At 30.2% G+C, this 15,425-nt stretch carries 16 protein-coding genes; 14 read left to right on the forward strand and 2 right to left on the reverse strand.

Going from position 1 to position 15,425, the window contains the following annotated elements; all coding sequences use genetic code 11:
• Positions 1-102 precede the first annotated feature (102 nt).
• The 4 genes from FBF02_RS00990 to purF all read left to right on the forward strand — a co-directional run bounded on the left by FBF02_RS00990 (position 103) and on the right by purF (position 4,535).
• A complete protein-coding gene (locus FBF02_RS00990; protein ID WP_002851609.1) occupies positions 103-1,224 on the forward strand; it encodes a hypothetical protein in 1,122 nt (373 codons plus the stop codon).
• On the forward strand, positions 1,224-2,405 hold the full coding sequence (locus FBF02_RS00995) for a replication-associated recombination protein A (protein WP_002851835.1): 1,182 nt from the start codon (positions 1,224-1,226) through the stop codon (positions 2,403-2,405). The genes FBF02_RS00990 and FBF02_RS00995 overlap by 1 nt, the downstream gene beginning before the upstream one ends.
• Positions 2,406-2,467: 62 nt before the next feature.
• Positions 2,468-3,196: a 4-hydroxy-tetrahydrodipicolinate reductase gene (gene dapB, locus FBF02_RS01000; protein ID WP_002851754.1), complete on the forward strand. Its 729-nt coding sequence runs from the start codon at positions 2,468-2,470 to the stop codon at positions 3,194-3,196.
• Position 3,197: 1 nt separating this feature from the next.
• Positions 3,198-4,535, forward strand: a complete 1,338-nt coding sequence (gene purF, locus FBF02_RS01005; RefSeq protein ID WP_002851896.1) for an amidophosphoribosyltransferase — start codon at positions 3,198-3,200, stop codon at positions 4,533-4,535.
• Between the two features lie 2 nt (positions 4,536-4,537).
• On the opposite strand, the gene fliI is transcribed toward purF, so the two are convergent.
• The gene (gene fliI, locus FBF02_RS01010) at positions 4,538-5,923 is read right to left on the reverse strand and encodes a flagellar protein export ATPase FliI (protein WP_002851735.1); all 1,386 of its coding nucleotides are present in this window, start codon (positions 5,921-5,923) and stop codon (positions 4,538-4,540) included.
• Complete coding sequence (gene folE / locus FBF02_RS01015; RefSeq protein ID WP_002851990.1) at positions 5,923-6,495, reverse strand: GTP cyclohydrolase I FolE; 573 nt, start codon at positions 6,493-6,495, stop codon at positions 5,923-5,925. The genes fliI and folE overlap by 1 nt, the downstream gene beginning before the upstream one ends.
• Before the next feature lie 142 nt (positions 6,496-6,637).
• Here folE and tig point away from each other — a divergent pair, with 142 nt between their 5' ends.
• From tig to FBF02_RS01065, 10 genes are all read left to right on the forward strand, one after another.
• Entirely contained in the window at positions 6,638-7,972 is a 1,335-nt protein-coding gene (tig, locus tag FBF02_RS01020; RefSeq protein WP_002851938.1) for a trigger factor, read from the forward strand.
• Complete coding sequence (clpP, locus tag FBF02_RS01025) at positions 7,972-8,556, forward strand: ATP-dependent Clp endopeptidase proteolytic subunit ClpP (RefSeq protein WP_002806309.1); 585 nt, start codon at positions 7,972-7,974, stop codon at positions 8,554-8,556. Before tig ends, clpP begins: the two co-directional genes overlap by 1 nt.
• Before the next feature lie 35 nt (positions 8,557-8,591).
• Positions 8,592-9,119, forward strand: a complete 528-nt coding sequence (def, locus tag FBF02_RS01030) for a peptide deformylase (protein WP_002851936.1) — start codon at positions 8,592-8,594, stop codon at positions 9,117-9,119.
• The gene (locus tag FBF02_RS01035) at positions 9,116-10,621 is read left to right on the forward strand and encodes a YifB family Mg chelatase-like AAA ATPase (protein WP_002851902.1); all 1,506 of its coding nucleotides are present in this window, start codon (positions 9,116-9,118) and stop codon (positions 10,619-10,621) included. The genes def and FBF02_RS01035 overlap by 4 nt, the downstream gene beginning before the upstream one ends.
• Before the next feature lies 1 nt (position 10,622).
• Positions 10,623-11,321 (forward strand): NYN domain-containing protein, encoded by a 699-nt coding sequence (locus FBF02_RS01040; protein WP_002826913.1) that lies wholly within the window; start codon positions 10,623-10,625, stop codon positions 11,319-11,321.
• Entirely contained in the window at positions 11,305-12,675 is a 1,371-nt protein-coding gene (locus FBF02_RS01045) for a bifunctional ADP-dependent NAD(P)H-hydrate dehydratase/NAD(P)H-hydrate epimerase (protein WP_002851837.1), read from the forward strand. Before FBF02_RS01040 ends, FBF02_RS01045 begins: the two co-directional genes overlap by 17 nt.
• Entirely contained in the window at positions 12,666-13,232 is a 567-nt protein-coding gene (gene purN / locus FBF02_RS01050; RefSeq protein ID WP_002851620.1) for a phosphoribosylglycinamide formyltransferase, read from the forward strand. The genes FBF02_RS01045 and purN overlap by 10 nt, the downstream gene beginning before the upstream one ends.
• 71 nt (positions 13,233-13,303) lie before the next feature.
• Positions 13,304-14,023, forward strand: coding sequence for a TerC family protein (locus FBF02_RS01055; RefSeq protein WP_002851673.1), 720 nt, complete (start codon positions 13,304-13,306; stop codon positions 14,021-14,023).
• Entirely contained in the window at positions 14,016-14,225 is a 210-nt protein-coding gene (locus FBF02_RS01060; RefSeq protein WP_002851709.1) for an alkylphosphonate utilization protein, read from the forward strand. Before FBF02_RS01055 ends, FBF02_RS01060 begins: the two co-directional genes overlap by 8 nt.
• Before the next feature lie 9 nt (positions 14,226-14,234).
• Positions 14,235-15,419 (forward strand): metallophosphoesterase, encoded by a 1,185-nt coding sequence (locus tag FBF02_RS01065; RefSeq protein ID WP_002851935.1) that lies wholly within the window; start codon positions 14,235-14,237, stop codon positions 15,417-15,419.
• The last annotated feature ends 6 nt before the right edge of the window (positions 15,420-15,425 follow it).

The following is a 15,425-nucleotide window of genomic DNA, read 5'->3' on the forward strand; positions in this document are numbered from 1 at the left end:
CATTCTTCGGCAAACTACTTCATTACTCTTAAATAAAAATTTAAACTCTTTTTTAACAAGCAATTTATAAAATAACACTTATATTTTCATCTAAGGCAAATAATGAAAAAATGGATTTTTATTGTTTTTTGTTTTATATTAGGTTTTATTATTCATATATTTTATATAGGATACACTAACGAACTTTTATTTAATAAATTTATTAAAAATAGCAATCCTGATTATACAATTACAGATATTTACTTCAAAAAAGGTTTTTTAACCTCTAAAGGAAGTTTTACTTTAAATCACTCTCATACACAGCTTTCAACCAAAATCAACCTTAAATTTAATAATTATTTTTTCTTAAATAAAATTATAAAAGGAAATTTTACAAATCCTTTTGATTTTTTAGATGAAGTGTTAAAAAACAATAAATTAGGAACTTTTACTCTCAAATTACACGATAATAACTCTAAAATATTTCTAAATATTAAAGATATAAATTTAAGCAATGAAGGCGGAGATACCATCATAAACGGCGGATATATTGAAGTTTTAATGAATAAAAATTTAGAAATTAAAAACATGAAAATACATTTTGATATGATTAATTTTTCTCAATTTTATACTAAATTTGTATTACAAAATTTAAATTACGAACAATTTTTTAACAATCCTGTACAATTTTATGAGTTAAATTTATTTAGCGATAGCCAACAAGAGATCAACTTTGATTATCTTGTGCTAGATAACAATAAAATCAATTCTTTTTACAGCAAAAACCAAGTAAATTTTAATGAAGAAAATTCAGCAGTAAACTTAAACATACAAGGAAAATCCAATGAAATTGATCTTAAATCTTTATTGGGTCAGAATTTGAATTTTGACAAAACAAAATTTAATATAACCATAAACAAATTTTTTAATTCAAATTTCAATATCTCTCATTTTATTCAAAAAAATCTTGATCTAAAAATACAAAATTTAATCCTTGAAAAAAATAAACAAAATATCAGTTTACAAGGCAATTTAAATATTAACAACTCTTATCAAGCAAAATTACAAGTTATCAGTTCAGACGAGCCTGATGAAATTTTTCCTTGGACAAAGGATTATGGAGGTTTAAATCAATATTTTTTAAAAGAAAATAATAACTTTTTTCTAAATTTATCTTATGATAGCTTGGCCAATCCTCAACTAAAAATTAATGGTAGTGAATTTTCAAATATGGATTTAAATTAATGAGCCTAGCTTTGACCTTTCGCCCTGAAAATTTTGATGATATTTTAGGACAATATGAGCTTATAGAAATTTTCAAAAAATTTACTGCTTTACAAAAACTTCCTCATAGTATTTTTTTTGGAACAGCAGGTTCTGGAAAAACAACTTTTGCTAGAGTTGTAGCAAAAGAATTTGGCTTAGATTTTTATGAATTTGATGGAGGAAATTTTAAACTCGAAGAACTAAGAAAAATTTTAGATAATTATAAAAATAGTCTTTATAAGCCTTTAATTTTTATTGATGAAATTCACCGCCTTAGCAAAACCCAACAAGAAATGCTTTTAATTCCTATGGAAAATTACCGTTTAATTTTAATTGGTGCAAGCACTGAAAATCCCTATTTTGTTTTAAGTTCTGGTATAAGAAGTCGTTCCATGCTTTTTGAATTTAAATCTTTAGGGGCAAAGGAACTTGAAACTTTACTCTTACGCGTACAGGAAAAAATGAAATTTAGTATTGATAAAGAAGCTAAAGATTTTCTACTTAAAAGTGCTGATGCAAGAGCTATGCTAAATTTGCTTGAATTTGTCTTGGTTTTAGATGAAAAACATATCAGTCTTGAAAATCTTAAAAAACTTCGCAACACCATAAATAGTGAAGGTGTTAGCTCAAAAGATACACATTATATTTTAGCAAGTGCAATGATAAAAAGTTTACGCGGAAGTGACGTTGATGCAGCTATTTATTATCTTGCAAGACTTATTGATGCAGGAGAAAGTGCGGATTTTATCGCTAGGCGTTTGGTGATTTTTTCAAGTGAAGATGTCGGAAATGCCGATCCAAATGCTTTAAATTTAGCAGTTTCGACTCTAGATGCTGTTAAAAATATAGGTTATCCTGAAGCAAGAATTATCCTAGCCCAATGCGTAGTTTATTTAGCAAGCACAATCAAATCCAATGCAAGCTACAAAGCTATCAATGAAGCTTTAAACTATGTAAAAAATAATGAAGCTTTAGAAATACCTAATTATCTTAACAACAATCATCAAGAAAAACAAAACTATCTTTATCCACATGATTTTGGTGGCTGGGTAGAGCAAAAATATCTTGGTAAAAATTTAAAATTTTATCATAGCAAGGGCTTAGGAGAAGAAGCAAAATTGTTAGATAATTTATATAAATTAAAAAACCATAAAGCTTAATTTTATTATTTAAAATTTACAAAATAAATGCTAAAATCAATATTTTATTTTCAAGGAAAAAGATGATTAAAATAGGAATTTATGGCGCTAAAGGACGAATGGGAAAACAGATTGAAGAATGTTTAAAAAGCGAAACACAAGCACGAATTTCGATACTTTATGATAAGGGTGGAAATTTAGGAGAGCTTTTTGAAAAAAGCGATGTGATTATTGATTTTTCTTCCCCAAGTGGAACTCATGAGCTTTTAAATTATGCAAGAACTATGCCTAAACCTTTGGTAATAGGTACAACAGGGCTTGATGAGAAAATTTTACATTTGATGCAAAGTGCTAGTGAAGTGATGCCGATTTTTTATGCGACCAATATGTCTTTAGGTGTTGCGGTTTTAAACTATCTTGCTAGTAAAGCCAGTCAAATGCTAAGAAATTTTGATATAGAAATTTTAGAAATGCATCATCGCCATAAAAAAGATGCCCCAAGTGGTACAGCTATGACTTTAGCTCAAAGTGTAGCAAAAGCTAGAAATTTAGAACTTGAAAAAGTAAGAGTAAGTGGAAGAGATGGCATTATAGGTGAAAGAAGTAAAGATGAGATTGCCGTGATGAGTTTAAGGGGTGGCGATATAGTAGGACGCCATACGGTAGGTTTTTACGAAGATGGTGAGTTTTTAGAACTTAATCATACCGCTACTTCAAGGGCGACTTTTGCTAAAGGTGCGATTAAAATCGCTATTTGGCTTAGCAAGCAAGAAGCAAAAATGTATTCAATCAATGATTTTTTAGGAATTTAAAATGTGTGCAGTTGTAGGAGTTATCAATTCAAAAAATGCTAGCACTTATGCGTATTATGCGCTTTTTGCTATGCAACACCGTGGGCAAGAAGCAAGTGGCATTAGTGTGAGTAATGGTAAAAATATTAAGACTATTAAAGCTAAAGGTGAAGTGAGTCAAATTTTTAATCCTGATAATCTAAAAACTTTAGAAGGTGAAATCGCTATAGGGCATAATCGCTATTCTACAGCAGGAAATTCAAGTTTAAATGACGCTCAGCCCATAGCAGCTACTTCGGTTTTAGGTGATATTGCTTTAGCGCATAATGGAAATTTAGTCAATAAAGAAGAGGTAAGATCAAGACTTATTCAAGATGGAGCTATTTTTCAAACCAATATGGATACAGAAAATGTTGTCCATCTTATCGCAAGAAGTAAGCAAGAAAGTCTAAAAGATAGATTTATTGAGAGTTTAAAAGAATGTATAGGAGCTTATTGTTTTGTTTTAGCAAGCAAAGATAAACTTTATGTTGTAAGAGATCCTCATGGGGTGCGTCCTTTGTCTTTAGGGCGTTTAAAAGATGGAGGCTATATAGTTGCTAGTGAAACTTGTGCTTTTGATCTTATAGAGGCTGAATTTATTCGTGATGTTAAACCAGGGGAAATGCTTATTTTTACTCAGGGAAATGATAAATTTGAAAGCATAGAACTTTTTTCTCAAACTCCTAGAATTTGCGCTTTTGAATACATTTATTTTGCTAGACCTGATAGTATAGTAGAAGGCAAAAGCGTGTATGAAGTGCGTAAAAAAATGGGCGAAGCTTTAGCTAAAAAATTTGCTTATAAAGCAGACTTTGTCGTGCCTGTGCCAGATAGTGGAGTAAGTGCAGCTATAGGTTTTGCGCAATATTTACAAATCCCTCTTGAAATGGCAATAGTAAGAAATCATTATGTAGGAAGAACTTTTATAGAGCCAACTCAAGAGCTTAGAAATTTAAAAGTAAAATTAAAACTTAATCCTATGCGTAAAGTTTTAGAAGGCAAAGAAATCGTAGTCATTGATGATAGCTTGGTGCGTGGCACTACTTCTAAAAAAATAATTTCTTTGCTTCGTGCTGCAGGAGCGAGCAAAATCCATCTTGCCATAGCTTGTCCTGAGATCAAATTTCCTGATACTTATGGCATAGATACTCCAACTTTTGAAGAACTTATCAGTGCAAATAAAAATGCTGAAGAAGTGCGTGAATATGTAGAAGCTGATACGCTAAGTTTTTTAAGCATAGAAGAGCTAACTCAAAGCATAGGCGATGAAAGGAAATATTCTTTAATCAGTTTTGATGGAGATTATTTTATTAAATAATTTTATTTTAAATTAGGATTAGGCAAAGTTGCACTTGCACTTCCTACATTTATATTTTGAGTTGGTGGCAAAGGAGTATTTGGTGTATCAATTTGACTTAAAAGCTCTAAAGTTTGATTAAATTCGAAGCTTTCTTCAGGATTTTGTCCTAAGAATTTTTGCATAAATTCTTTTTTAGAAATAGCTTCATCAAGTTCTTTATCACTTCCTTTCTGATAAGCACCGATGCGAAGCAATACTTCATTTTCTTTTAAAAGCGAGTTTAAACGCTTAAATTTTCTTGCCCAAAGTTTATGTTCAGGACTTATAATGTCACTCATCACCCTTGAAGCAGAGTTTTGTATATTAATAGGAGGATAAATTCCAAAGTCTGTTAATTCACGGCTTAAAACAATGTGTCCATCTAAGATAGAACGACTTTGATCGGCGATTGGATCGCTCATATCATCACCATCCACTAAAACGGTAAAAAAGGCTGTTATAGTGCCTTTACCTTCTTCTTTACCGGTTCTTTCCATGAGTTGAGGCAAAAGACTTAAAACACTTGGTGGATAACCTTTGGTTGTAGGAGGCTCTCCAAGAGCTAGTCCAATTTCTCTTTGTGCCATAGCAAAACGCGTTACACTATCCATGATAAAAAGTACATCTTTGCCCTGTTCTTTAAAGTATTCTGCCACACTCATTGCGCAAAAAGCACCGTATTTACGCATCAAAGCACTATCATCACTTGTAGCAACAATAATCACTGTATCATCGAGCTTTCCGCCTAAATTTTTTTGTATAAATTCAGGAATTTCACGCCCCCTTTCTCCTATGAGTGCCACTACTTTTATAGGAGCTTTGGAATTTTTAACTATCATTCCCATAAGAGTGGATTTTCCTACCCCACTTCCTGCAAAAATACCAAGTTTTTGTCCTACACCACAAGTTAAAAGCGCGTCTATGGTTTTAACACCCACGGGAAAAACTTCTTCTATAAGCCCTCTTTTCATTGCATCAATAGGTGCACGCATTATAGGCATATATTTGGTTGCTTCTATAGCTCCTTTACCATCTTTTGGACGCATAAAAGGATCTACTACCCTGCCTAAAAGTTCATCGCTAACGCCTATTTGCATACCTGCATCACTTATAAAAGCACGATCGCCTATTTTAAAACCTTCTATAAAAGAAAATGGGCTTAAATAGCTAAATTGTTCTTTGATTTCTACAACCATAGCTAGAGTGTTTAAATTTTCATTTTCATTAGAAACTAACTTCACTATATCTCCAACCCCTGTTTTAAGCCCACGAATTTCTATACTTGTAGCAGAAATTTTTGTAATCTCTCCAAAAATAGCACTTAAATTTTCTTTGCCAAGTTTGGAGCGTAGTTTTTCAAGATTCATTAAAATCTTACCTGTTTAGCAGAGTTTATGAGAGAAAAAAATTCCTCTCTGGTTTTTTCATTTTTTAAGAAAATTCCACGTAAAGCTGAAGTTGTAGTGGTGGAATTAGCTTTTTGCACTCCACGCATTTCAACACACATATGTCTTGCTTCTATGACTACACCCACACCTTTTGCATCGACATTTTCCATTAAAGCTTGTGCGATTTGTTCAGTAAGTTGTTCTTGAATTTGAAGTCTTCTTGCAAACACTTCTACAAGGCGTGGAATTTTGCTTAAACCTACTACTTTTTTATTAGGGATATAGGCTACATGAGCACGCCCAAAAAAAGGCAAAAGATGATGTTCGCAAAGACTGTAAAATTCTATATCACGCACTAAAACCATTTCATTATTAGAACTTTCAAATAAAGCGTCATTTAAAATTTCTTTGACATTTTGCGTATAACCACTAGTAAGAAATTCATAAGCTTTAAAAACACGATTTGGCGTTTTAATAAGCCCTTCACGATTTGGATTTTCTCCTATAATTTCAAGCATGGTTTTAACACAATCTTCAAATTTTTTTTGCACATTTTTCTCCAAAAATATTTTTTATATTTTAATAATAATGTAATATTGCAATTTTATCATAAATTACTTTAAAATTTTATGCAAGTAATAAGGAAAAATTTGCTATCATTGAAGGCAAATTTTATTTTATAAGGAAAAAACTATGGAAGTAAAGGCAAAGCAACTAGATTCTGTTAATGCGACTGCTAGTGTAAAAATTCCTTCAGGAATGATCAAAAGTGAAGTAGAAAATTTAGCAAAAAAAGCTTCTAAAAGTGTAAAAATGGATGGGTTTAGACCAGGAAAAGTTCCTGTAAGTGCCGTACTTAAAAGATATGAAAGAGAGCTCACTCAAGATGCAGAACAAAATCTTTTTAAATCCGCTGTAAATAGCGCTTTACAAGAACTTAAAAAAGAAAATAAAGAGCTTGTAGGTGAGCCATATTTTGAAAAATTTGATCGTAAAGATGGAGAAATTATTGCTGAATTAATACTTTCTTTTAAACCTGAAATCAAACTTGAGGGTTATGAAAAACTCATCCCTGAATATCAAACTCCAAAAGTAAGTAAAAAAGAAATTGATGAGAAAAAAGATGAGCTTTTAAAGCGTTTTGCTACTCCTGAAGCTATAAAAACAAAAAGAGCTTTAAAAGAAGGTGATTTTGCAAAATTTGATTTTGAAGGTTTTGTAGATGATAAAGCTTTTGAAGGTGGTAAAGCTGAAAATTATGTTTTAGAAATTGGTTCTAAGCAATTTATTCCAGGTTTTGAAGATGGTATGGTGGGAATGAAAATAGGTGAAGAAAAAGATATCAAAGTAACTTTCCCTAAAGAATACGGCGCAGCGCATTTAGCGGGTAAAGATGCAGTATTTAAAGTAAAACTACATGAAATTCAAGAGCTTAAAATTCCAGAACTTGATGATGAAATGCTTAAAAAACTTTTACCAGGAGAAGAAAAAGCTAGTGTTGAAGTTTTAGATGAAAAATTAAAAGAGCAAATCAAAAATGAAAAACTTTTCAAACTTGTAAATGATGAATTAAAAGGCAAATTTGCAGATGCTTTGATTGAAAAATATAATTTTGATTTACCTAAAGGCATAGTAGAACAAGAAACTGATATGCAGATGCGTGCGGCTTTTAATACTTTTAGCGAAAAAGAAATTGAAGAGCTTAAAGCAAGTAAAGAAAAATATCAAGAAAAACGTGATTCTTTTAAAGAAGAAGCACAAAAAAGTGTAAAACTTACTTTTATCATTGATGAACTTGCAAAATTGCGTAAGATTGAAGTAAATGATCAAGAATTGATTCAAGCGATTTATTTTGAAGCATATCGCTATGGTATGAATCCAAAAGAGCATTTAGAAAACTATAAAAAACAAGGAGCTTTGCCTGCTGTGAAAATGGCTTTAATTGAAGAAAAACTTTTTAATGATATTTTTATACCAAAAACAGAAAAATCAGAAAAAGTGAGCAAAAAAGAGAAAGAAGATAAATAATGTTTATTCCTTATGTTATTGAAAAATCTAGTCGTGGTGAAAGAAGTTATGACATTTATTCACGCCTTTTAAAAGATAGAATTATTATGCTAAGTGGTGAAATTCATGATGAACTTGCCGCTTCTATCGTAGCACAACTTCTTTTTTTAGAAGCTGAAGATCCTACAAAAGATATTTATCTTTATATCAATTCTCCAGGTGGTGTAATTACAAGTGGTTTTAGTATTTATGATACTATGAACTATATCAAACCTGATGTTTGTACGATTTGTATAGGACAAGCTGCTTCTATGGGAGCATTTTTGCTTAGTTGTGGCGCAGAAGGAAAACGTTTTGCTTTGCCTAATTCACGTATTATGATTCATCAACCTTTAGGTGGAGCTAGAGGTCAAGCCACAGATATTGAAATTCAAGCCAAAGAAATTTTAAGACTCAAAACTATACTTAATGATATTTTGGCAAAAAATACTAAGCAAAAAGTTGCAAAAATAGCAAAAGATACAGAAAGAGATTTTTTCATGTCAGCACAAGAAGCTAAAGAATATGGGCTGATTGATAAGGTTTTGGAAAAAAGTTTTAAATGATTTCTTTGGAGATCATTTAAAACAAAGGTTTTTTAATGGTTAGAAAAATTATCACCTATCCCAATCCTAGACTTTTTTTAAACTCTGAAATTGTAAATAAATTTGATACAGAACTTCACACCTTGCTTGATGATATGTATGAAACTATGATAGCAAGTAATGGAGTAGGTTTAGCAGCTATTCAAGTGGATATTCCTTTGCGTGTTTTACTTGTAAATATTTTTGATGAAAACGATGAACAAAAAAAAGAAGATTTGCTAGAGATTATCAATCCTGAAATTATTCCTTTAGATGAAGAAATGATTACTTGCACAGAAGGGTGTTTGAGTGTGCCAGATTTTTTTGAAGAAGTGAAACGCTATAATCATATCTTGCTTAAATATCAAGATCGCTTTGGAGAATTTAAAGAACTTGAAGCAAAAGGTTTTTTAGCTGTGGCTATTCAACACGAAAATGATCATTTAAATGGACATTTATTTATAGAAAAAATTTCCTTTGCTAAGCGTCAAAAATTCGATAAAGAATTTAAGAAAAAGAAGAAAAATCATAAAAAAGAGAAATGAAAAAACTAAAGTGCATAAGCTTTCATGAAGGCTTAGACATTATAGAGGTAGAATCCACTTTTACAAGAGGTTTGCCAAATTTAAGCATAGTAGGGCTTGCAAGTACAGCGATTAAGGAAAGTGTCGAACGCATCAAAGCCACACTTTTAAGTTGTGATTTTGCTTTTCCTGCTAAAAAAATCACTATCAATCTTAGTCCTTCAGGCATCCCAAAAAAGGGATCGCATTTTGATTTGGCTATCGCTTTATTAATCCTTTTGCAAAATGAAGAATTAGATGACTTTTTTGTAGTAGGAGAATTAGGACTTGATGGAAGTATTAAAAGCACAAATGAGCTTTTTTCTTTGCTTTTGTTTCTCTCTGCTAAAATTAAAAAAGCTAAGATCGTTGTTCCAAAAAGTATAGCACAAAAAGCTTCCATGATACCAAATTTAGAGGTTTATGGACTTGAAAATTTAAATGAAGCAATAGAGTTTTTTAAAGAAAAAAATTATGAAAATTTTCGCTTTTCTCACAATCATCCTTTATTTGCAAACCCTTTACAAATAGAAAATGAAATTTTTTTACAAAATATGGATTTTAAACTTGATTTTAAAGATATCAAAGGGCAGGAAAAAGCCAAAAGAGCTTGTATGATAGCTGCTTTAGGTATGCATAATATCTTATTTGAAGGAAGTCCAGGAAGTGGTAAAAGCATGTGTGCTAAACGCCTTGTTTATATCATGCCCCCTCAAAGTTTAAGTGAAATTTTAATGCAAAATGCTTATATGTCTTTAGATTCAAAAGATTGTGAATTTACTAAAATTCGTGCTTTTCGTCATCCTCATCATACTTCTACAAGAGCAAGTATTTTTGGCGGAGGAACAAAAAATGCCAGAATTGGAGAAGTAGCACTTGCAAATGGTGGAGTATTGTTTTTTGATGAATTTCCACATTTTAACAAGCAAATCATAGAGAGTTTAAGAGAACCTTTAGAGGATCATAAAATTCATATTTCAAGAGTAAATTCTAAAATCACTTATGAAACAAAATTTAGCTTTATAGCTGCCCAAAATCCTTGTCCTTGTGGAAATTTATTCTCCAAAAATCTTTCTTGTGTTTGTAGTGAAAATGAGATTAAAAAATACAAAAATCACATTTCAGCTCCTATTATGGATAGGATTGATCTTTATGTAGCTATGGATGAGATCAGCAAGGATGATAAAACGAGTATAAGTTCTAAAGAAATGAGTGAAAAAATTTTACAAGCTTTTATTTTTAGTAAAAAACGGGGGCAAAAAGAATTTAATGGGAAATTAAAAGATGAAGATTTAAGTCGTTTTTGTGTATTGGAAAAAGATGCCAAAGATACGCTAGATTTAGCAATTTCACGTTATAATCTTTCTTTGCGATCGCTTAATAAAATTTTAAAAGTTTCAAGAAGTATAGCGGATTTAGAACAAAGTCTTAATATTAGCAAAACCCATATTTTAGAAGCTTTAAGCTTTAGAGCAAGGAATTAAAATGGAAAATAAAAGTATAGCTATCTTTATAGATGCAGAAAATATCCCTGCAAAATACGCTAAAAGTATTTTTGATATCGCTTCAGATTACGGAGAGGTTATCATTAAACGCATTTATGGGGATTGGACTCAAAAAAATATACAAGGTTGGAGAGAGCAAATTGCTGAATATTCTTTAATCGCTATGCAACAATTTAATTTTGCAGCCAACAAAAACTCAAGCGATATGTATTTAATCACTGAAATTATGTCCATATTTTATGAAAAAAATATAGATATTTTTGTTATTGTTTCAAGCGATAGTGATTATACTTCACTCATTCAAAAATTAAGAGAAAATAAAAAACAAGTTATAGGAATGGGGCTTGAAAAGTCTATAAAATCTTATGTAAATGCCTTTAGTGAATTTTTTTATTTAGATAAAGATGAGAGTAAAAAAGAAGATATTTTAAGTAAGGATTATTTAAGAGCTTTAATCAATATCACCGAACAACTTATCGATGAAAAAGGGCGTGCCGAATACGCACAAATCCGTACTAATATGAACCGCAAATACTCGGATTTTCATCCGCAAAATTATGGTTTTAAGAATTTTCGTGCTTTGATCCAGAAATTTTTACCCAAAATGAAAAAATTTGAAGAAGAAAGAGAAAAAAATATATATTTTTTGGTGAAAAAAGATTATGAAAGCTATTATTGATAATATAAAAATTTTAGAACAAAATGCTATAAATAAAGGCTTAGATGAGCTTATTTTAATGGAAAATGCGGGATTAAATTTAGCCAAGCTAATTAAAAAAGAAGCTAAAAAAATTCGCATTCAACGCAAGATTAGAAAAGTAAAAATACTTTTTTTATTAGGCGGGGGTAACAACGCTTCAGATGGCTTGGTGGCTTTAAGAAATTTAAAACACGCTAAAGCTTATAAAATAGGCTTTAAAGAAAATACGCTTTTTAAAAAACAAGAGCAAATTTTACAAAATTATGCTTTTAAATTTTGTAAAAAAGAACCCAATTTTAAAAAATTTCATATTATCATTGATTGTATTTTAGGTACAGGTTCAAATCGTTGTTTAGATGAAAAAACAAGTTTAATTATTCAAAAAGTTAATCAAAGTAAGGCTTTAAAAATAGCTTGTGATATACCTACAAATTTGGGATTTTATCCTTGTTTTAAAGCTGATATTACATTTTGTATGGGAGCTTTAAAGGAAATTTTACTTGAAGATTTTGCTAAGGAATTTGTAGGAAGGATTAAAATAGCCAATTTAGGCATTAGATCTAAGAAATTTTACCCTAATTCTCAAGCTTTTTTGCTTGAAAAAAAAGATTTAAAAACTATAGATAGAAAAATCAACGCCAATAAAGGAAATTTTGGCCATATTTATATAGTTGCCAATGCAAGTGCTGGAACTTTAGCAGGACTTGGAGCCTTAAATTTTGGAGCAGGTCTTGTTTCTTTAGTAGCACAAAAAAGTTTCTCGCCTCTTTTGATGTTAAAAGAAAAAATTGAAAATAATGCAAGTGCTATTGCTTTAGGTATGGGGCTTGAAAATTTGGATTTTCTAAAAGATGAAATTTTGCAAAACACTCCTTTGATCTTGGATGCAAACTGCTTTTTAAGTGAAGCTTTGCTTTGGTATTTAAACAGAAAAGATGTTGTTATAACCCCTCATCCAAAAGAATTTATAAAACTTTATAAAATGTGCTTTGATGAGAATTTAGATATAGAAACATTGCAAAAAAATCGCTTTTTCTATGCTAGAAAATTTTCACAAAATTATGATTGTGTTCTTGTTTTAAAAGGAGCAAATCCTATTATTGTGCAAAAAGAAAAATTATTTGTTGTAAATTTAGGAAATCAAGCCTTAGCTAAAGGTGGGAGTGGAGATGTTTTAAGTGGAATGATTGCTGCACATTTAGGTTTTGGTTTTAGCGCTTTAGAAGCAGCAAAAAATGCTACTTTAGCTCATGGACTTGTTGCAAAAAAATATAAATTTAATAAAAATAGCTTTGACGCTTTAAAACTTATCAAAGGATTAAAATGCTTGTAAAATTAGCTGTACTTTTTAGTGGAAATGGAAGTAATTTAGAAAATATTTTAGAAAAACTTCATAAAAAAACCATAGGGGAAAATACCTATGAAGTAGTACTTTGCATTTGTAATAAAAAAGATGCTTTTGGTGTACAAAGAGCAAAAAAATTTGGTCTTGATACTGTCATTGTTGATCATAAGGCTTATAATACTCGTGAAGAATTTGATACGATTTTGGTACAAAAAATCAAAGAAAGTGGAGCAAATCTTACTGTATTAGCAGGTTTTATGAGAATTTTAAGTCCTGTTTTTACAAAAAATATTAAGGCAATTAACCTTCATCCTTCTTTATTACCCCTTTTTAAAGGAGCACATGCGATTAAAGAAAGTTATGAAAGTGATATGAAAGTAGCTGGTGTGAGTGTGCATTGGGTCAGTGAAGAACTTGATGGTGGAATGATTATAGCTCAAAAAGCTTTTGAAAAAAGAAATTTGAGTTTTGAAGAATTTGAAGAAAAAATTCATAGTCTAGAACATGAAATTTTACCCTTAAGTGTGATTGAAATTTTTTCTTAAAGAATTAAAGGTATTTGCTTTAAAACTATAAAATATCGCTTTAAAAAATTTTAAAATTTTCAAGGAAATTTATGTTTGAATGGATATTTAGTATTGATGCTTGGATTACTTTAGCTACTTTAAGTGCTCTTGAAATTGTACTAGGGATAGATAATATCATTTTTTTAGCTATTTTAGTAAGCAAACTACCCCCTGAACATCGTGATAAAGGACGTATCTTAGGTTTAGCTTTTGCAATGATTACAAGAATTTTACTTCTTTTATCTCTTTTTTGGGTAATGAAACTTGTAACACCTTTGTTTAGTGTATTGGGCAATGAAATTTCAGGAAGAGATCTAGTTCTTTTACTAGGTGGGCTTTTCTTGATTGTAAAGTCTATTAAAGAAATTAAAGAGCAAATTTCTCATCAAGAAGAAAGTCAAAGTCATTTTAAAGCAAGCAATAAACTTTGGATAGTTGTAGCTGAAATTGCTGTGATTGACATAGTGTTTTCGCTTGATAGTGTTATTACCGCAGTAGGAATTGCTCAAGATGTAACCATCATGATTATCGCTGTTATTATCGCAGTAGCTGTGATGCTTTTTGCTTCTAAACCTATAGCAGATTTTGTTGAAAAATATCCAAGCATTAAAATTTTAGCCTTAGCTTTTTTGGTGCTAATAGGCGTAGTTTTAGTTGCTGAAAGTTTTGATATTCATATTGATAAGGCATATATTTATACCGCTATGGCTTTTGCTTTAGTGGTGCAAATTTTAAATATTTTAGATCAAAGAAAGGAAAAAAATGGCTAAAGACGCTAATGGAATAGAACTTAACACAGGTGATAGCGTGAGTGTAATAAAAGATCTTAAGGTTAAAGGTGCAAGTACAACTTTAAAACGTGGAACTACTATAAAAAATATTAAGCTCACTTCTAAAGAAGGTGAAATTGAGGCTAGAGTAGATAAATTTGGCGTTATTGTTTTAAAAACTGAATTTTTAAAGAAAATCTAGGCAAAGAATGTGCGAATCTTACTTGTTTTAAGAGGGAATTATTACGCAGGACAAGAAGAATTTATCAAAAATAATAAACTTCAAAATTATACACTTGATTTAAATGCTTTGCGTCTTTTATCAGGAAGCGTTAAAAATATAGTCAGTGAATATAAAATTTTAAATGTTAAAAATGATGAAGATTTGAGTAAAATTTTACTCAAACTTCTAGAAATGCGTATGCAAAAAGGTGAGTTTAGCATCATAAACGCTTACAACGAAACATTAAAAATTTATAAAGACTTAGCTAAACAATATCGCTATAAAATATATGTTATTGTTTTTGATAGCTCTTTAAAACAATGTCAAGAAAAAAATCTTTTAGAAGCTAAAAAAAATGGATATATCATTCCTTATGCTCTTTTGGAAAAAACTCAAGATTTGCTCAAAAAAAATCCAAAAAAATACCCAATTTTAGACTCAAGAGACTGGAAAAAATGTCTTTACCAAATGCCAAATTTAAGCAAATACAAAAAAATTCATCATATAGGAGATTTACAAGGTTGCTATAGTGTTTTAAAAGAATACATTAAAACAATCAAAGAAGATGAATTTTATATATTTTTGGGAGATTATATCAACAGAGGTATAGAAAATGGCAAAGTAATAAAATTTCTTTTAAAAATTTGCGAAAAAGAAAACGTATGCTTATTAGAAGGAAATCACGAAAGACATCTTATAAAATGGGCTAATGGAGAATTGTCAAATTCCAAAGAATTTAATGAAAATACTTTAAAGGATTTTAGAAAAGAAAAACTTACTCCAAGAGATGCTAGAAAACTCTATCCTCATCTAAAAGAATGTTTATACTACAAATTCCAAAATAAATTCATATTTTGTTCACATGGAGGAGTAAATTTTATACCCTCCAAACCTGAAAAAATAAGTTTTATACCAAGCCATGACTTTATTTATGGTGTAGGTGGATATGAAGACAGTCAAAAAGTAGCAAATCAATTTTGTAATTTCACCTCGGACAATCTTTATCAAATCTTTGGACACAGAAATAAAGAAAAACTTCCTATGAAAATAGCCAAAAGAGTATTTTTATGCGAGGGTAAAATAGATGATGGTGGATATTTACGCGTAGTTACACTAGATGAAAAAGGTTTTGAGTGTATAGAAATTAAAAACCAAATTTACAAAAAGAAATAAGCCTAA

This window comes from Campylobacter sp. CFSAN093226, assembly GCF_012897595.1.
GTDB lineage: Bacteria > Campylobacterota > Campylobacteria > Campylobacterales > Campylobacteraceae > Campylobacter_D > Campylobacter_D jejuni.